This is a genomic window from Clostridium omnivorum (assembly GCF_026012015.1).
Classification (GTDB): domain Bacteria; phylum Bacillota; class Clostridia; order Clostridiales; family Clostridiaceae; genus Clostridium_AX; species Clostridium_AX omnivorum.
Map to the genome: position 1 here is coordinate 190,481 of NZ_BRXR01000001.1, position 19,097 is coordinate 209,577.

At 32.4% G+C, this 19,097-nt stretch carries 16 protein-coding genes and 1 other annotated feature; of the genes, 4 read left to right on the forward strand and 12 right to left on the reverse strand.

Annotated elements, in window-relative coordinates; all coding sequences use genetic code 11:
- Nucleotides 1-61: 61 nt before the first annotated feature.
- The 7 genes from ssnA to bsdE14_RS00935 all read right to left on the reverse strand — a co-directional run bounded on the left by ssnA (nucleotide 62) and on the right by bsdE14_RS00935 (nucleotide 8,786).
- A complete protein-coding gene (gene ssnA / locus bsdE14_RS00905; RefSeq protein WP_264848033.1) occupies nucleotides 62-1,396 on the reverse strand; it encodes a putative aminohydrolase SsnA in 1,335 nt (444 codons plus the stop codon).
- A 4-nt stretch (nucleotides 1,397-1,400) separates the two neighbouring features.
- A complete protein-coding gene (locus bsdE14_RS00910; RefSeq protein WP_264848034.1) occupies nucleotides 1,401-2,402 on the reverse strand; it encodes an ornithine carbamoyltransferase in 1,002 nt (333 codons plus the stop codon).
- Between the two features lie 40 nt (nucleotides 2,403-2,442).
- A complete protein-coding gene (locus tag bsdE14_RS00915) occupies nucleotides 2,443-3,642 on the reverse strand; it encodes a YgeY family selenium metabolism-linked hydrolase (protein ID WP_264848036.1) in 1,200 nt (399 codons plus the stop codon).
- Between the two features lie 64 nt (nucleotides 3,643-3,706).
- The gene (locus tag bsdE14_RS00920; RefSeq protein WP_264848037.1) at nucleotides 3,707-5,146 is read right to left on the reverse strand and encodes a sigma-54 interaction domain-containing protein; all 1,440 of its coding nucleotides are present in this window, start codon (nucleotides 5,144-5,146) and stop codon (nucleotides 3,707-3,709) included.
- A gap of 183 nt (nucleotides 5,147-5,329) precedes the next feature.
- Nucleotides 5,330-6,685, reverse strand: coding sequence for a PLP-dependent cysteine synthase family protein (locus bsdE14_RS00925; RefSeq protein WP_264848038.1), 1,356 nt, complete (start codon nucleotides 6,683-6,685; stop codon nucleotides 5,330-5,332).
- Between the two features lie 21 nt (nucleotides 6,686-6,706).
- On the reverse strand, nucleotides 6,707-7,948 hold the full coding sequence (locus bsdE14_RS00930; protein WP_264848039.1) for a threonine synthase: 1,242 nt from the start codon (nucleotides 7,946-7,948) through the stop codon (nucleotides 6,707-6,709).
- 112 nt (nucleotides 7,949-8,060) lie between these two features.
- Nucleotides 8,061-8,786: a M48 family metallopeptidase gene (locus bsdE14_RS00935; RefSeq protein WP_264848040.1), complete on the reverse strand. Its 726-nt coding sequence runs from the start codon at nucleotides 8,784-8,786 to the stop codon at nucleotides 8,061-8,063.
- Nucleotides 8,787-9,046: 260 nt separating this feature from the next.
- Here bsdE14_RS00935 and gltX point away from each other — a divergent pair, with 260 nt between their 5' ends.
- Nucleotides 9,047-10,510: a glutamate--tRNA ligase gene (gene gltX / locus bsdE14_RS00940; RefSeq protein ID WP_264848041.1), complete on the forward strand. Its 1,464-nt coding sequence runs from the start codon at nucleotides 9,047-9,049 to the stop codon at nucleotides 10,508-10,510.
- Between the two features lie 72 nt (nucleotides 10,511-10,582).
- On the opposite strand, the gene bsdE14_RS00945 is transcribed toward gltX, so the two are convergent.
- Entirely contained in the window at nucleotides 10,583-11,047 is a 465-nt protein-coding gene (locus tag bsdE14_RS00945) for a pyridoxamine 5'-phosphate oxidase family protein (protein WP_264848042.1), read from the reverse strand.
- A gap of 179 nt (nucleotides 11,048-11,226) precedes the next feature.
- Nucleotides 11,227-11,429: a binding site (T-box leader), on the forward strand.
- Between the two features lie 53 nt (nucleotides 11,430-11,482).
- Between bsdE14_RS00945 and proS the strand changes: the two genes are divergently transcribed.
- Together proS and bsdE14_RS00955 are read left to right on the forward strand one after the other, a co-directional pair.
- Complete coding sequence (gene proS, locus bsdE14_RS00950; protein WP_264848043.1) at nucleotides 11,483-12,919, forward strand: proline--tRNA ligase; 1,437 nt, start codon at nucleotides 11,483-11,485, stop codon at nucleotides 12,917-12,919.
- A 139-nt stretch (nucleotides 12,920-13,058) separates the two neighbouring features.
- Nucleotides 13,059-13,607, forward strand: coding sequence for a TetR/AcrR family transcriptional regulator (locus tag bsdE14_RS00955; protein ID WP_264848044.1), 549 nt, complete (start codon nucleotides 13,059-13,061; stop codon nucleotides 13,605-13,607).
- A 237-nt stretch (nucleotides 13,608-13,844) separates the two neighbouring features.
- On the opposite strand, the gene bsdE14_RS00960 is transcribed toward bsdE14_RS00955, so the two are convergent.
- Entirely contained in the window at nucleotides 13,845-14,348 is a 504-nt protein-coding gene (locus bsdE14_RS00960; protein WP_264848045.1) for a hypothetical protein, read from the reverse strand.
- A 196-nt stretch (nucleotides 14,349-14,544) separates the two neighbouring features.
- On the opposite strand from bsdE14_RS00960, the gene bsdE14_RS00965 reads away from it, so the two are divergent.
- The gene (locus bsdE14_RS00965; protein ID WP_264848046.1) at nucleotides 14,545-15,864 is read left to right on the forward strand and encodes a helix-turn-helix transcriptional regulator; all 1,320 of its coding nucleotides are present in this window, start codon (nucleotides 14,545-14,547) and stop codon (nucleotides 15,862-15,864) included.
- A gap of 10 nt (nucleotides 15,865-15,874) precedes the next feature.
- On the opposite strand, the gene bsdE14_RS00970 is transcribed toward bsdE14_RS00965, so the two are convergent.
- Genes bsdE14_RS00970 through bsdE14_RS22340 form a run of 3 tightly spaced genes read right to left on the reverse strand, consistent with a single transcriptional unit; the run spans nucleotide 15,875 to nucleotide 19,093 of the window.
- Nucleotides 15,875-16,441 carry a nucleotidyltransferase family protein gene (locus bsdE14_RS00970; protein ID WP_264848047.1) on the reverse strand — a complete coding sequence of 189 codons (567 nt, stop codon included), beginning with the start codon at nucleotides 16,439-16,441 and terminating at the stop codon, nucleotides 15,875-15,877.
- Between the two features lie 5 nt (nucleotides 16,442-16,446).
- Complete coding sequence (gene ade, locus bsdE14_RS00975) at nucleotides 16,447-18,144, reverse strand: adenine deaminase (protein WP_264848048.1); 1,698 nt, start codon at nucleotides 18,142-18,144, stop codon at nucleotides 16,447-16,449.
- The gene (locus tag bsdE14_RS22340; RefSeq protein ID WP_309298104.1) at nucleotides 18,137-19,093 is read right to left on the reverse strand and encodes a xanthine dehydrogenase family protein molybdopterin-binding subunit; all 957 of its coding nucleotides are present in this window, start codon (nucleotides 19,091-19,093) and stop codon (nucleotides 18,137-18,139) included. Before bsdE14_RS22340 ends, ade begins: the two co-directional genes overlap by 8 nt.
- Between the last annotated feature and the right edge of the window lie 4 nt (nucleotides 19,094-19,097).

The following is a 19,097-nucleotide window of genomic DNA, read 5'->3' on the forward strand; positions in this document are numbered from 1 at the left end:
AATACTGGGTAAACTATTCTTGTTGGTTTCCCCGTAGAAGTCCATTTGGACTTTTACCTCCTTAAAATCTCCTCCATAATTCTTTAGCTAATACTCTGCTCTTAGCAAAAACTTCCTCCTCATCCATACCGTCAATCACTCTGTCCCTCATTACAATTTTTCCATTAATAATTGTATGAGTTATTATATTTGAATTTATTCCAAAAACTATATGCCCGCAAATATTATCCTTTGTTAAAGGTGTTGGACTATTATAGTCAACTATAATTAAATCAGCCTTAGCACCTTTTTTTATTACGCCAAGTTCATTATTAAAGTATCTGGATGCTATTTTGCAATTATTAACTATACCTAAATCAATCACAGCTTTTGGGCCCATCACTCTAGGATCCTTCTTTTCATGTTTATGAAGCACATAACAAACCTCCATAGCTCTAAAAGGATTGTGACTAAATCCATCCGAACCAAGACCCACCATTACTCCATCTTTCGTGAGATCTAATGCATCACAAAAACCAACTGCATTATTCATATTGGATTCTGGATTATGCACAGTTACGCATTTTTTCAAAAACTTTTTCTCTTCATGTTTAATATGGATACAGTGAGCTAAAATTGAATTACTATTTAAAATATTGAAGGAATTTAATCTCTCAACTACTCCACAATTATATTTTTGAGCGCAGTAATTTAAGTCTTCTACTCCCTCTGCAGCATGTATGTGAAACCCAGATTTAAGTCTATTGCCTTCCACACTAGCTAATTTTAGGGTCTCATTACTCAAAGTAAAAGCTGCATGGAGTCCAAATAAACCTTTTATCATATCATCATTTCTAGATCTACATTTTGAAATAAACCTTGAATTTTCAGCAATTCCCTTAAGAGCTATTTCTTTACCATCTCTATCTGATACCTCGTAGCATAGAACTCCTCTCATCCCAGTAAAATCAAAGGCCTTCTCTATTATATCCAAACTCTTTTCAACACAATTTGGACTTGCATGATGATCAAAAATACATGTAACTCCATTTTTTATGCTCTCGATAATTGTTACAAGAGCTGAGTAGTATATATCTTCTAAAGTAAGTTTTTTATCAAGTCTCCACCAAAGCTGCTCTAGAATTTCTTTAAAGTTTTTGGGACTATTGCCCTTTAAGTCCATTCCTCTAGCAAAGGCACTATAAATATGAGTATGTGTACATATAAATCCAGGCATAATCAATTTACCATTTGCATTATATTTTTCATTGGCTTCAAAGAATTCATCTTTATAATCCGTCATATATCCAACATCTTGAATATTTCCTTGATTTATAACTAAAAAGCCATTCTCTATTAAACTAAAATTATCGTCAAAAACAACAATATTTGCATTGACTATTACCAGATCATACATTCACCTATCTTCCTCCCATAGTTAAAGCCATTACTGCCTTTGCAGTATGAATTCTATTCTCAGCTTCCTGTATTACTACAGAATGTCGACCATCTATTACTGAATTCTCAACCTCTTTACCTCTATCTGCTGGAAGAGCATGCATATATATTGAATGCTTCTGTGTGATAGACATTAACTTTTCATCACAAATCCAGTCCTTGTATTTTTCTAAGTTCATTTTCATTTGTGCCTTTCCCTCAGCTGTAGCTGGATCCTCAACCCCTAAGAAGCCTCCCCAATTTTTAGGTATAACTATATCAGCATCTCTAAATGCATCTTCCATGTTGTCTGCAAATTTCAAACTGCCTCCATTTAGTTCAGCGTTTTCCTTTGCTGTTTCTACAATATTACTCATTAACGGAAACTCTTTTGGTGCTGCTACAGTTACATCCATACCATATCTAGTGAACATAAGTATTTGTGATTGTGGCACAGATAATGGTTTAGCATGACTAGTTGCATAAGCCCAAGAAATAGCAACCTTTAATTTTCTTGGATTTCCAAATGTCTCATTAATAGTCATCATATCTGCTAAAACCTGCATTGGATGATATATATCATCTTGTAAGCTTAATATGGGAACATTAGCATACTTTGCAAGGGTTCTTAAATACTCATTTCCTATTCCGTAAAAACAATTTCTAACGCATATGGCATCTCCAAAACTGCTTAGCACTTCTGCGGTATCTTTAGCACTTTCACCATGGTTGATCTGCATTGTGCTAGTGTCTAGAAAATGTGCATGGCCGCCTAGCTGTGTAATACCTGCTTCCATTGAATTTCTTGTTCTAGTACTTTCTTCAAAAAACATTAAAAATGCAGTTTTATCTTTTAGTAAATTACAAGGCTCATTGAGTGCATGCTTCAGTTTTAAGTACTTTGCAACTTCGAAAACTGTATCAAGCTCACCTTTGCTCCAATCTTGACATGTTATTAAGTGCTTCTTTCTAAATTTTGTATCCATTTTTTATCCCCCTACTCTATATAAATAATTAGATTTCTTTCTATTTAAGATTGTTTAGTAATGTTTTCGGGAATGCAGCATAGAACTTGCAGGCTTCAACTAAATGCTGAACTGGAACCTGGTCTTTAGGACTGTGAGCATACACTTCATTAGCTGGTCCAAATCCAATAGTAGGAATACCAAACCTACCCATAATAGAAACGCCATTTGTACTAAAAGTCCATTTATCTACCTTTGGCTCTTCATTAAACATTTCTTTATAGGTTTCCACTGCTGATTCTATAAGCACATGCTTTTCATCGATTACCCAAGTGGGATAATATTTATCAGTAGGATAAACCAATCCAGTATAGCTAGGCTGAGCATAAGTTAACACCTCAACAATAGCATCTTCAGCACCTTTAATAGCTTTGATTTCTGCTACAGCTGATTCCAAAGTTTCTCCAGCAGTAAGTCTTCTATCTAGTTGTATGGTACATTCATCTGGCACTGCACATTGAGACGGAGATTTAAAAAATATTTGAGTGACTGTTACTGTTCCTTTCCCTAAAAAAGGATCTTCTTTTAAATTTTCATTTAATTTTTCTATTCCCTGTATTATTGGTACCATTTTATATATTGCATTTACCCCTCTCTCTGGTGCACTCCCATGACAGGATAATCCTTTTGTAGTAACAATCAATTCCATTCTTCCCCTATGTCCTCTATAAATATTTAAATTAGTTGGTTCTGTAATAACTACATAATTAGGTTTTATGTTGTCTTGTTCAATAATATACTGCCAGCAAAGGCCGTCACAGTCTTCCTCCATAACCGTGCCAGTTATGTATAAAGTATAATCATCTGTTAAACCAAGTTCCTTTATTATCTTTCCTGCATAAACCATAGATGCCATTCCACCCTCTTGGTCTGAGGCCCCTCTTCCATAAATTATTCCATCTCTTAGTTCTCCCTCAAAGGGATCAACTTCCCAAAGCGATGAGTCACCTACGTCAACAGTATCAATATGTGCATCCATTGCAATAACAGTTTTACCACTGCCTATTCTCCCAATAATATTGCCCATCTTATCTATGATCACTTCATCAAAGCCTACCTTGTCCATTTCGTATTTAATTCTTTCAATTACTTTTTTTTCATTACAGCTAGTGCTTGGTATACTCACCATATCCCTTAAGAAAGCCACCATGTCATCTTTATACTTCTCACTAAGCTCTGATATTTGATTCTTTAGCTCCATATATTTTCCCCCAAACATTTTTATTTACCACAATATAACAAAGCAAAACCCGTGCCAATTTTACTCATATCATATTTTTTAAATTATATTTTTCTAATTTTCTATAAAGTGTAGCCAAACTAATACCAAGAGCTTCACAGGCTTTTTTCTTATTATCTGTTCTGTTTCCATATAGTGCTAAGGCTTTAAGAATTGTTTGCTTTTCAATTCTTTCCAAGTTAAAATCATTTTTTACATTAATTTCTTCATTGCTTAACAGAAGCTTATCTGGAAGATGCTCTAGTCCTACAATTGAATCACCTTGAAGCATATTTACAATATATTCAATAGCATTTTGAAGTTCTCTAATGTTGCCAATCCAAGGATATTGAGCCAACCTTTCCATAGCCTCAGTGCTTATTTCTGGCCTTCTTTCATGGTATACACTGCAGTATCTATTCAAAAGATATTGTATTAGTACAGGGATATCTTCTTTCCTTTTTCTTAGGGGCGGCAGTTCTATAGGTATTACATTTAGTCTGTAATATAAATCCTCTCTAAACTTTCCACCTCTGACCATTGCTTCAAGGTTTTTGTTAGTAGCAGAAATTATCCTTATGTCAATTGATATAGGATTGTTACTTCCAATAGGAATTACTATCTTATCCTGGAGCACTCTCAAAAGTTTTACCTGAAGCTGCAAAGGCATATCTCCTATTTCGTCTAAAAATATAGTTCCCTTATTTGCCAGCTGAAATTTCCCAATCTTTCCGCTTTTATTAGCACCAGTAAAAGCTCCAGATGAATATCCGAAAAGCTCACTCTCTAAAAGAGCTTCTGGAATAGCTCCACAGTTTATAGCAATAAAAGGCCCTGTTCCCCTTGTACTTTCAAAATGTATAGCTCTGGATAAAAGCTCCTTTCCAGTTCCACTTTCACCCACCACTAACACATTTGCATTTCCTCTAGCTATCTTTTTCCCTTTTTCGATAACCCTCTTCATGACCTCACTATTTCCAATAATATTTGAAAAGTATACTACCCCTTTTCCTTGTTCTTTGTGGCATAAGGTTTTAGTATCTCTGCTATGTTCCTTAACTTTTACTGCTATTAGTTCTGAAATATGATCCAAGAAATCCGTATATTCTTTAAACTTATCTAAAATTACTTTTTTTTGATTCTCAGTAAAGCATATAAGTGATATAACTCCAATAACCTCCTCTTCTATTGATATGGGTGTAGTGCATTCAAATTTTTCTATACAGCTATTTTTCTTTGGACATTCCTTACAAAGCCTATTGAATCCTGGGTTTTCAACCACTAGCTTTTTACCAGTTTCTATAGTCCTCATTTGGATAAAGCTTTCTCTATCTTTTGCTGCAGCTTTAACTAGCTTATACCTTCCTGTTCCTGCAATTCTATTTAAATTCTTATCTACTATCTCAACATCTACTCTTAATACTTCAGCTATCAGTTCTGCCAGTTTTAGTACATATTCCTGTATGTCAATAAGACTGTAAAGCATATTCTTCTTCCTTTCTTATTACATTTATAAAAATCTATATTTATAGATATTAATCTATACCTAATATAATTCTCACTTTGCAAAAAATTTCTCATTATTAGAAAATGTAATTGTGCTTAACTTGAGGCAAAAGTTTTTGAATAATAAAAACTGCTGTGATTAAATACATCACAGCAGCTTTTATTATCTTAATTCTTTTATTTTTTTGTTGTAATACAAAACCTTTGAATATTCGTTTTCCCAAAAGTCTTCACTTTTCATAGAATCTAAGTACTCTTTTGTGTAGCCAAACTTTAACCAATCCTTTTCCTTTTGATTAAATAGCTTTTCCTTGTGATCTTTTCTTCTATAATCATATACATAATCATCCTGTTGATGTAAAAAGATATCTTTTGCCCATCTCTTTAATACAAAACCCTCTACCTCTAAATATCTTTCATTTAAATTTTCCATTACAGAATTATATCTGTCAAAACTATCTGTTGCAATCGTTACAACATTATCATCAGGACCTAATTTAAGATATTTAGCCATCTTTATTGCCCCAAGAATATTGCATATTCCTGATGGTCCAAAAAGTTCTTTCATGTATTCTGCAGTAGAACGTTCTATTCCAAGCTCAACTAAAGCTTCTGTTCCATCATGTATAACCTTAAGCCCCTGAACAGTTTCTTCATCTTTTATGAGCACAACAAAATCAGTATTAAGCACATTGTGAATCAAAGTGCACATTTTATCACCAATTCCCTCTATTCTGTGCTGTCCTCTACCACCATTTGCTAGAGTTGAACATTCATAAGGCTCCAGCGCCGCTATTTTGCATTCAGGAAATACCTTTTTAAGTTCATCTCCTGCTGCCAAAGTTCCAGCTGAACCTGGGGCTGAGCAATAACAGGCAACTCTTCCATTGCCTATACCTTTTACAGCCTCCACTGCTGAGTTACCTGTTACATATCTGTGAAAACGATAATTAGGGAAAAGTTCAAACTGTGCAAGTGCTCTATTCTTTGGATTTTCCTTTAACTTATAGGTTCTCTCTAGAGTGAGAATTACATCAGATTCAGAGCCAGGGGTTAAATCTAGTTTTGCTCCATATTTTTGTATTCTCTCATATCTTTCTTTACTCATATTATCTGGCATAATTACCACTGCTTCGTATCCCATTAAATTGCAAATATAAGATACGCCTATACCAAAATTACCAGTAGATGGACCTAATATAGTATGCTCACCTGGGTTAATATCACCATCAACACAGCCTTCAATTAATGTAGAATACGCTGGTCCTACCTTATGTGAACCTGATGGAAATCCCTTTCCAAGCATAACCACAATATTTGCATCCACACCTGTAAGTTCCTTAGGCAAAACTATTTTTCTTACATTGTTGTTATCATCTTTCCAAGTAATATTGAATAAATTTATTGGATCTAGCTCACTATCCTTAAGAGCCTTTAAGGCTTCCTTTCTTATTTCTGAATCTATTTTTTCTGGATTCAGCATTTCATCATAATTAGGACCAAATGGAATTTTTCTCATAATACCCCTCCATATTTTAATTTATTTTTCATTACTTTTAATATACTTACTTAGCTGCTCCAAGTCAGGTTTCATTTTATCAGGCTTAATTACAGCCTTCATTGCAGATTTTATATCCTTTAACCCATTTCCTGAAACTATTAGTGCTATACTCTCATTGCTGCAAATCTCCCCATTTTTAATAAGCTTCACAAGACCTGCAAATGCTGTAACTCCAGCAGGTTCTCCAAATACTCCGGTGAATCTAGCAAGGCACGTCATTGCATTAAGTATTTCCTCATCTGATACATCTATAGCAATACCCTTACTTTGAGTCAAACAATTTAATGCTTTATATCCATTTCTTGGTATTCCAACTGATATGCTATCTGCTATGGTATTAGGAGTTACATAATCGAAGCATTTTTTGCCACTTCTAAATGCTCTATTAACAGGGTTAGCTCCTTCAGCTTGTACAGAAACCATTTTAGGCACTTTCTTAATTAATCCTAGTGCATAAAATTCTTCAAACCCTTTCCATACTGCAGATATGGAACAGCCATCACCTACAGCCATTATTACTTTATCTGGCACATCAAAATTTAATTGCTCACATATTTCAAAAGCTGCAGTCTTTTTTCCCTCCACTAGATATGGATTTATTGCACAACTTCTGTTGTACCATCCAAATTTATCTACTGCTTTTGTACAAAAATCAAAAGCAGTATCATAATCTCCATCTACCAAAATCACATTACTTCCATATATTAAAAGTTGAGTTATTTTAGCCTCTGGAGCGTTAGCAGGAACGAAAATATAATTTTCTATTCCCATACAAGCTGCAAAGCCTGAAAGTGATGAAGCTGCATTTCCAGTAGAAGCAGCACAGATTATTTTTTTATTAAGTTCAATAGCCTTTGCAACTCCTATAGCTGACGCTCTGTCTTTAAAGGACGCTGTTGGATTTCTTCCATCATCCTTTATGTATATATTTCGTACACCTAAAAGCTTTTCTAATCTTTCTGCCTTGTATAATGGTGTCCACCCAACCTGTAAAGGTGAAATTCCTCTTTCACCTTCCAGAGGTAATATTGGCATATACCTCCATATATCTCTTCTATTATTATTTATAAGGTAATTTTTGGTCAGAGTTCTTTCAATAAAGGCATTATCATAAACAACATCTAAAGTTCCTATCGGTCCGCATTCATCACAGTGATACATAACATCTTCATCGAAGGTCTTTCCGCATTTTGAGCACCTTAAGTGCTTAATTTTCTTCACATTATCACCTCCCAACAATTAACAAAGCAAGTTTCATGCCACATTCCGCTTTTATCCATACTTGTTAATTTGATATTTAACTAGTTATAAAAAAAAGAATGCACAAGGCATTCTATATATGAAGGTGTATTCCATTACTTTTTAACCACTCTGCTTGCTCTTTGTATTCAGGCATATAAAAAGAAAGCTGCTTCCAAAAATCTTTTGAATGATCAAAGTGTATTAAATGGCACAATTCATGAATTACCACGTAGTCAATTACCTTTTCAGGTGCCATAATTATTCTCCAATTGAAATTTAAGTTTTTTCTTATAGAACAGCTTCCCCATCTTGTCTTCTGTTCTTTAATTCTAAATTGATTATATGAAACAGCCATTTTTTTGCTATAGAAAAGAAGTTTTTCATCAATTATTTTTTTAGCTTCGCTTTTAAACCACCCTTTTATCAAATTTTCTATTATCTCTCTTCTTTCCTCTTCTTTTAAACTTTCTGCAACTAATATTTGGAACTTGTTATTATAGAATTTTAATTTGCATTTTGATTCATTAGATTCAATTATTGCTAATTCATAACTTTTACCCCTATATAAAAGAGTTCCTTCATCAATCCATCTTTTCTTTATAACATTTACATTTAATTCTATTAACCTACTATAGTGTTCAAGTATCCACCTTGATTTTTTATGAACAAACTCATCTATAACAGCTTTATTTGTACCTTTTCTCGCGCTCACTTTAATTCCAATAGCACTTACATATATTCTCATATATTTTATCTTATTTTTATAATTTATTTCGTAGGGTATAACGCATTCTCCAATTTTTATTGTGTTTTTCATAAGCTAACCTTTCCTATATTCTGCAAATTCAAATTTCTCTCCTCATAATTATATATTTATAGTATAAATTTTGAAAGAAAAACTCTATGTACTTTTCGCTAATTCTATAAATCACTAGTACAGCCTTGACATAAAAAACACATTATTATATCATAATACTAGCGTACAATTCATTCCTTTCATCTATTGATGAGAGGATTTTATTTTATATAACATTTTAAAAAGTTAAATTAATTAATATAAATATGGGAGTGAAATATATGAAAACAAACAAGGTGCGTACAAGATTTGCCCCTAGTCCTACAGGCTACATGCATGTAGGAAACCTAAGGACTGCATTATATGCATATTTAATTGCTAAGCATGAAGATGGTACCTTTATTTTGAGAATTGAGGACACAGATCAAGAAAGATATGTTGAAGGTGCCATAGATGTTATTTATAACACCATGAAGCTTACTGGGCTTAACCATGATGAAGGACCCGATATTGGTGGCGATTATGGACCTTATGTACAAAGCGAAAGAAAAGGCATGTATTTAGAATATGCAAAACAGCTAGTAGGAAAAGGTGAAGCCTACTACTGCTTCTGTACAAAAGAGAGATTAGACTCTATAAAATCTAGCTCTGAAGATTCAAAAGGAATCTCAAAATATGATAAGCACTGTCTTCACTTGTCTAAAGAAGAAATAGAGGATAACTTAGCTAAAGGTATTCCATATGTTATAAGGCAGAACAATCCTACTGCTGGAACCACTACCTTTGACGATGTAATATATGGAACAATTTCAGTAGATAATTCAGATTTAGAGGATATGATACTAATAAAATCTGACGGATATCCAACTTATAACTTTGCTAATGTAGTTGATGACCATCTTATGGGAATAACTCATGTAGTAAGAGGAAGTGAGTATCTTTCTTCTTCACCAAAATATAATCGTCTATATGAAGCCTTTGGATGGGAAATTCCAGTATATGTACACTGTCCCCCAATAATGAAGGATGCTCAACACAAGCTTAGCAAAAGGAATGGAGATGCATCTTTTGAAGACCTGATGGAAAAAGGCTACCTAAAGGATGCAGTTATTAACTATATTGCTCTGCTAGGCTGGAATCCTGGAGATAATCAAGAAATTTTTACACTGCAAGAACTAGTTGAAAAATTCGATTATAAAAATATAAATAAGTCTCCTGCAATTTTTGACCCTGTTAAATTAAAATGGATGAATGGAGAATATATAAAGAAACTTTCACTAGAGGAATTTAATGCTATAGCAAAGCCTTACTATGAAGCAGTTATTAAAAATCCTAATATAAATTTATTAAAAATAAGCGAACTTTTGCATACAAGAACTGAAATATTGAGTGACATATCTGAAAAAGTTGACTTTTTTGATGAGCTTCCTAAATATTCAAACGAACTTTATGTACATAAAAAAATGAAGACAACTATAGAAAATTCTCTAGAAAATTTAGAAAAAGTACTTCCAGTACTAGAAGCAATTGAAAATTGGGAATTGAAAACAATTGAAGATACTGTACTAAACTTAGTTGTTACTTTAGGTATTAAAAATGGTCAGCTTTTATGGCCTATGAGAACAGCTCTTTCTGGAAAAGCTATGACCCCAGGTGGAGCATTTGAACTGGCTGATATATTAGGTAAAGAAGAATCAGTAAAAAGAATAAAATTCGGAATTGAACAACTTAAAAATAATAATTAGTTAATACCAAAAAACACCACTGCAAAATAACAGTGGTGTTTCATTGTTTATTATCTTATAACTTCGCCAAAATTATCTTCTTGCTTTGCCAGTTATTCTATCAATACCTATTTTAACTACAGAAGTGGCACCTGCCGCCCTCTCAATATATTCTAACCCTTCCTTTTTAAAATCAGGTGAATATTTTTCAATTAAAGCTGTTAATATTTCTATTTTCTCTTCTTTTTCTATTATAGTAGCTCTACCAAAAACTATAGCACTTTCATATTCTGTACTGAACTTATCAGGAAGTACCTTTGTTTTTCCAACAACACAAAAGCTCACCTTTTCATTATATTTTATGTTATCTAGTTTACTTCCTTCTACTGCACAGTGAAAGTATATAGCATCGTTATAATAGACATAACTTAATGGTGTAGCATAGGTATATCCATTTTCACCTATAGTTGCTAATATACCATATTCACCATTATTCAATATTTCTATACTCTCTTCCTCAGTTATTTCTCTTTGCTTTTTTCTCATTTCTCTAAACATAAAATTACCTCCAAATGTATATTTTACTAAAATAACATTTCAATTATCTATTCTATTATATTGAACTAAATAAAAACGGTCAATTCATACATTAATTTTACATTTCTTATTAATATAATTATATAATGTCTTGACATTACTATTTTTTTATTTTATTATTTTATTTAATAATATTATATTAATAAACTAAGACGAGGAATAGTAAGGATGTAGCTTTTTTCAGAGAAGAAATCAGTGGTGTGAGATTTCTAAAAGCGTATTTTGAACCCGCCTCAGAGTTCTGCAGTGAAACAAATTGCAGCGGCTAAAACCGTTATTTTACTTAAGAGGATACATTTGTATCAATTAGGGTGGCACCGCCGACTTAGCCTCGGTCCCTTTCGGGACTGGGGCTTTTTATATTTTCTTGAAACATATTTTGAAAGGAGAAAGTTCATGGGAAACGATAAAAAATTTGTTGAGGCAATTACATCTATGGATGAAGATTTTGCGCAATGGTATACTGATGTTGTTAAAAAGGCTGAACTTGTTGATTATGCTACTGTAAGAGGATGTATGGTTATTCGTCCTTATGGTTATGCCATTTGGGAAAATATTCAAAAAAACTTAGACCAGATGTTTAAGGAAACAGGGCACGAAAATGTATATATGCCTATGTTTATTCCAGAAAGTTTACTTGAAAAAGAAAAGGATCATGTAGAAGGATTTGCACCTGAGGTTGCTTGGGTTACACACGGAGGAAATCAAGAATTAACTGAAAGGTTATGTGTTCGTCCTACTTCTGAAACCTTATTCTGCGATCATTATTCAAAGATTATTCAATCTTATAAGGATTTGCCAAAACTATACAATCAATGGTGTTCTGTGGTTAGATGGGAAAAAACTACTCGCCCATTTTTAAGAACTCTTGAATTTTTATGGCAGGAAGGGCATACTGCCCATGCTACTGCTGAAGAGGCCCAAGAGGAAACAACTAGAATGTTAAATATATATGCCACTCTATGTGAAGAAATCCTTGCTATTCCAGTTGTTAAAGGAAGAAAGACGGAAAAAGAAAAATTTGCTGGAGCAGAAGCTACTTACACAATTGAGAGCTTAATGCATGATGGAAAAGCACTGCAATGCGGTACTTCACATAATTTTGGTGATGGTTTTGCCAAAGCCTTTAACATTCAATACACTGATAAAAATGGTAAACTCCAATATGTTCACCAAACCTCTTGGGGAATGACAACAAGGCTAATTGGAGCAATGATAATGGTACATGGAGATAACAGTGGTCTTGTTCTTCCTCCAAAAATCGCTCCAATTCAATTGGTAATAATACCAGTAGCTCAGCATAAGCCAGGAGTACTAGAAAAAGCTGGTGAACTTAAAGAAGAGCTAACTAAGATCGCAAGGGTTAAAATTGACGATAGTGACAAAATGCCTGGTTGGAAGTTTAGCGAATACGAAATGAAAGGTGTTCCTCTCCGCCTTGAAATCGGTCCTAAGGATATTGAGAAAAATCAAGCAGTACTTGTAAGAAGAGATAATAGAGAAAAAATCTTTGTTTCCTTAGATGAGCTAGAAGTGAAGGTCGCTGAAGTTTTAGAAGATATTCAAAATTCTTTGCTAGAAAAGGCTAGAACAGCTCAAAATGAAAAAACAAGTATAGCTGTTTCGTTAGATGAATTCAAGAGACTTTTAGATGAAAAGACAGGCTTTGTAAAAGCTATGTGGTGTGGAGATCGTGCATGCGAAGATGCAATTAAAGAACAAACTGGAGCAACATCACGTTGTATGCCATTTGAACAAGAAAAAGTAGATAGTAAATGCATCTGCTGCGGAAAACCTGCTGAGAAGCTAGTTTATTGGGGAAGAGCCTATTAATTTTATAATAAAAGCATTGATTTTTTCAATGCTTTTATTGTTTTGGTATAATAACATATTGTCAATATAATAACACTTTATTGACAATATGTTATTATAAGGTATATAATTTGAACAAGGTTCACGAAAGGATGATATAGTGCCTAAGTTAATAGAAAATGTAAAAGAAAAACTTATTATTGAAGGAAGAAAAACTCTTATTGAAAAAAACTATAAAGAACTTAATATTAGGGATATTGCAAAGCAATGTAGTATTGCAATAGGTACTTTTTATAATTACTTTCCTAATAAAGAAGAATTTGTATCCGAAATTTTTATGGATGATTGGAAAAACACATTAAGCTTAGTTGATACTCTAATTCCTTCAGATAAAAGTCTAAGGGACAAATTAAATGAAATATACATTTCACTCCAAAGTTTTTTAGATAAATATATATCAATTTTCTATGAAATTGCAAAAACTAAAGGCTACGGAGACGAATCTTCCTTTGGAATGCTGGAATTTTTTCAAAAGATGCGCATGCTTTTTGAACATGAAAAGAATAAAGGAGATTTAAGTTCTGAACTAAACTTAGATGAACTAACCCACTTTGTTGTTTCAAATTTAATGTATCTAATAAAAAATAAATATACCTCTTTCGAGAAGTTATACTCTCAAATGGGTCTGCCAAATAATTTAATGGGTTGAAAATAATTTGTATCAAGAGAATACTTTGAAATTTATTTATTTTTTTACTTCTTTTCAATTAAATTCTTGAAACTTATACTATAGTTGCATTACAATATAATTATAAATTAAAATATAAAAGATATCCATATTGGATATCTTTTATAATAACTTTACATATTATACTAAATTTATTTTATTGTAGATCCCCTATTATACAATATTTTCGCTTACATGACCTCTTGATTCTGGATCTATTTATGCAATATTAATTATTACGTGCCTTGGCTCTGGATCTATTAGCTCTGCTACTTGATTAACTACATGTCTTGGCTCCGGATCTATTAGCTCTGCTACTTGTTTAACTACATGTCTTGGCTCCGGATCTATTAGCTCTGCTACTTGTTTAACTATATGCCTTGGTTCTGGATCTATTAGATCTGCTACTTGTTTAACTACATGCCTTGGTTCTGGATCTATTAGATCTGCTACTTGTTTAACTACATGCCTTGGTTCTGGATCTATTAGATCTGCTACTTGTTTAACTACATGCCTTGGTTCTGGATCTATTAGATTTGCTACTTGTTTAACTACATGCCTTGGTTCTGGATCTATTAGATCTGCCACTTGTTTAGCTATATGTCTTGGTTCTGGATCTATTAAATCTGCAACTTTAAGAGAACCACTTTGGCGTACAAACCCAAAACCAAAAGACAACAATAACAACATTAGCGCTAGTAATTTAGTTAGTTTTTTTGACATTTTCTTCGCCTCCATAATATTTATTACACAGCATATTATCGCTAAGAATATTTTACCACTTTTACACCATTTAGTAAATATTGTATTTTACAATATTTTGTTATTTACTTATTTCTTAATTTATTTTTTATATATGTCTAATTTAATTTTATAAACAATTATTATATTATAATTAATTAGTAACAAGGAGTATGCTATGGAAAGCTTTGAAATTTTATCCCCAGGTGAAAAAATAAAAAGAATAAGAAAAAGCCTTAATTTAAAACAATTTCAGATTGTTGGAGAAGATGTAACCAGAAATTTAATAAGTGCTATAGAAAATGATAAAGCGAATTTAACACCAAAGGTTGCTAAGATTGTAGCAAGCAACATAAATCAGTTTTGTAAAGAGAATAATATACCTTTTCAAGTTTCAGAGGAATATTTACTAGAAGATACTGTGGATCAAGCAAACATAATAGCTGATAAATACATAGAGTTTATTAAACTAAATGAGAAGAATCCTAACTTTGATCTTTCTAATACTGTTAAAAATATAGAGGACTTCTTTCTAAAATATAATCTTCCAGAAAAAAAAGTTATAATATATGAGCTTTTTGGTAACATTCTAATTTCTATCTTTGACTATTATAAAGGGTACACTTATTATATAAAAGCTTTAGAAAACTGTTCTAAAATATCTGATATCTGTAAAGAAATTGAGATACTCTCAAATTTATCATATACCTGTATGAAACTAAATAGATACAACGAAGCTATAGATTATAATCAAATGGCTTTGCTTCATACTAACAATTTATCTACGAATTTATTATTTAATTTCAAATTCAATAACGCACTAGCTTATAAAAAACTTGGAAAGCTAGAATCTGCTTTAACTGAGCTTACAAATCTTGAGAATATTTTCAAAAACATAGGTGAAGATGATAAGTTTCAACTATTAACATTAAAGGCTAATTGTTATAAAGAATTAAAACAGTATAAGTCTGCAATTGATTTGCATACTTTTCTACTATCAGCAACTAATAATAACATTGAGCGCAGTTTAATTATAATATGCAATTTATTAGAAATATACTTATTACTTAAAGATAGAAAAAGCACAAAAAAGCTTTTAGACAAATGCTCTACTTACTTATCTTTATATAAGCAAACTGAAGATAGTGAATATACATGTCAGATATACAGAGAAATAGCAAATTCATATCTGCTAATTGAAGATATTGAACTTGCTAGATTGTACTTCGACGAAGCAGTTAAATTCGGTAAGAAGAGAAAGAATGAAAGAGTTCTATCAGATGTTTTAAGTAGTTTATTTGATATTTACAATGCAGACTCAAATACTAATGATATGGATAACCTAAAAAACGAAGTTCTAGAATTAATTTCTCTAAAAATTATCGGATTTGATGAACTTATTATTTTTAAGCTAATTGATTACTATAATAATATAAATGATACGGAAAGCCTAAGGAGCATAACAAATTTTATTATTGATGAAAAGAGTAATTTTTAAAAGCGTTGGTTTATACCAACGCTTTTTTTAGCATATTATTATATACTTCCGTATTATCAATATCTACAAAAATCTTGTCACTTTCTATTTCTAATCTTTCAACATCATCTTGATGATTATTAATTATTTCCCTAGCACCTTTATCTCCAGTATTATTTATTAACTCATGAAAGTATTTTCTACCAATAATTACAGGATTCCCTTTCATACCTCTATACATTGGTACAACTATATTTTTGCTGCTGTTAGTAAACGCTGTATACAATTTATCAATTATTTTAGTTTCTATAAATGGCATATCTCCAAGAAGAATCATAACTCCATCTCCATTAAAACCTTCCAACCCGCACTTTACTGAAGTACTCATTCCTTTTTCATAATTACAATTAAATACCTTAGTAATATCCGTTATTAAGTCATATTTTCCGTATACAACTATGAGCTCATCTAATTTTGACTTCTTTGCATTTTGTATTACTATATCTATCATTGGAATGTCATGTATTTTTAATTGAAGTTTATTTTCTCCCATTCTTGAGGACTTACCTGCCGCAAGAATTATTCCTCTTATATACATTTCACCTACTCCTTCGCAAATAAATCTATAAAACTAAATTTATCAAAATCAAATAGGCCCCTTGATGTTATCTTTAATTTAGGTATTACAGAAAGAGCCATAAAACCAAGAGTTAAAAATGGATCAAAATCCTTGCTTACTCCAAACTTTCTAGCTATATCGCTTAAATTTTTAACTTTCATATTTACTTCATATGGATTTTCAGAAGTAATTAAACCAGCTATTGGAAGACTTAGCGAGTCTAGTATTTTTCTCTGTGAGACTAACACAATTCCTCCACCAATTGCAATAAGAGTATTTACTGCTATTTCCATATCCTTATCATTATCACCAACTACTACAATATTATGTGAATCGTGAGATATTGTCTGTGCTAAAGAGCAATTTTTAAGACCTAGGCCTTCTAAAAAACCAATAGAGTATTTTCCAGTATTCTTGTGTCTTTCAAAAACACCTATCTTTAAAATATCCTCTCCATCTACTTTAGAGATATATCCACCATCAATATATATTTTTCTCTTTTCCACTAAAGTTTCTACAGAACGAGAAATTAGCTTAATCACGTTAACTTTTTCTCCCCTAGCTTCTATTCTAAAAAGGTCACTACTTATATACTGAGTATTCATTGTGGATTTCATATTTATATTGGTAAAATGCATTGGTTTATCATTTCTCTTACCATCTTTAAATACGTACTGTATTTCAAGATTTTTTAAATCTTGAAATACAACTATATCTGCTTTAAACCCTGGAGCAATAGCTCCTCTATCATTCAAGCCATAGCATTGTGCTGCATTAAACGCAGCTATAATATAGGCCTTTATTGGATCTAACCCTTCCTCAATTGCAAGTCTAATGCAATTATCTATAGAACCTTCTAATAATAAATCCTCAATATGCCTATCATCTGTACAAAATAAAAATCTATGATAGTTTTCATTTTTTACTGCTGGCAGTAGATCCTTTAGGTTTTTTGTAGCCGAGCCTTGTCTAAGCATTACAAACATGCCTCTTTCAACTTTTCTCAATGCCTCTTCAAAGCTAGAGCACTCATGATCAGTTTTTATTCTACAATTTAAATAAGCATTAAGTGCTTCCCCACTAATTTTAGGACAATGGCCATCAATATTCTTGTCCCTGCACAACTCTAATTTATCGACCATCTGAGTTTTAGCATTTGTTACTGCTTGAACATCCATAACTTCCCCTAAGCCAAGTACTCTATCATTTTGAATAAACCTGCTCAGCTGATAACTATTAAGAACAGCTCCAGAATCCTCAAACTCGGTTGCAGGAACACATGATGGAAGCATAAAAAATATATCCATTACACTTTTTTTGCTGTTCTCTAGCATAAAATCAATACCCTTATCACCCATAACATTAGCAATTTCATGTGGGTCAGCAACTACTGTTGTAACCCCGTGTTTTAAGGCTATCTGAGAAAATACTTCAGGAGTTACCATTGAGGACTCAATATGAACATGAGAGTCTATAAAGCCTGGTGCTGCAAACATTCCCTCACAATCTATTTCCTCTATTCCATCATAGCTTCCAATACCAGCAATCATATCATCACAAATTGCGATATCATTTTTTTCAATTATTTGGCTAAAAACATTAATAATCAATACATTTTTTAAAACTAAATGCGCCTTTTCTCTTCCCATGGCTATGTCTACAATTTTTTTAATTTCAGCCATTGTTTTTCTCCTTATTTTTTATTGCTAGCAGCACTTTATCACAGGTTGCAGGTAAATCTAAAATTCTTACACCTACTGCATCATATATAGCATTCAAAATTGCTGGTGCAGTTGAAATCATTGATGGCTCCCCTAGTCCCTTAGCTCCATAGGGCCCTGTTACCTCATCCTCTTCAATAAAATAAGTTTTTATTTTAGGAACATCTATACTGGTAGGAATTATATAATCAGCAAAGTTTGGATTTTTTATGCACCCCTCTTTGAATTCCACTTTTTCCATTAGTGCATACCCTAGTCCCATTGCGCATCCGCCCTCTATTTGTCCCTGAGCCATAATTGGATTTATTATCTTACCTGAATCATGGCAAGCTGTGATCTCTAAAGCATCCACTTTTCCTGTTTCATCATCAACTTCTACAACAGCTCGGTTTACTGAAAATGTATATGGCCAATAAGGATTTCCCTGTCCCGTTTCTAAATTAACAGAAGAAGTTTTTGCCTTAAAGTATCCTGCAGTTTTAACTTCCATTCCAACTTCATTTAGTCTCTTATATAGCCATCTTAAAATAGTGCTGTAGTTTTTTTCTTTTTTAATTTTATCTTCTTTTATGTACGGGTCAATAAATTGTCTCTTGAAATTTTTACATCCATCCATAACAGCATTCCCAGTATTATAAGTTTGTCTGCTAGCAGCTGCTGTTCCCGAATCTTCCATCTTAGTACTGTCACTGTTTTGTACTGCTATTAAATCTATAGGAATTTCAAGAGTTTCTGCAGCAATTTGCTTCATAACATTTTTAGCACCTTGCCCTACGTCCGTTGCTTCTACTGATACCATGATAAGCCCATCTTCTAATAACTCTATTGTTGCCCTAGATTCATCAGGAAATCCATTTCCATAACCTGTACCATAAATCATACAAGCATACCCAATACCCTTCTTTTTCATTGCT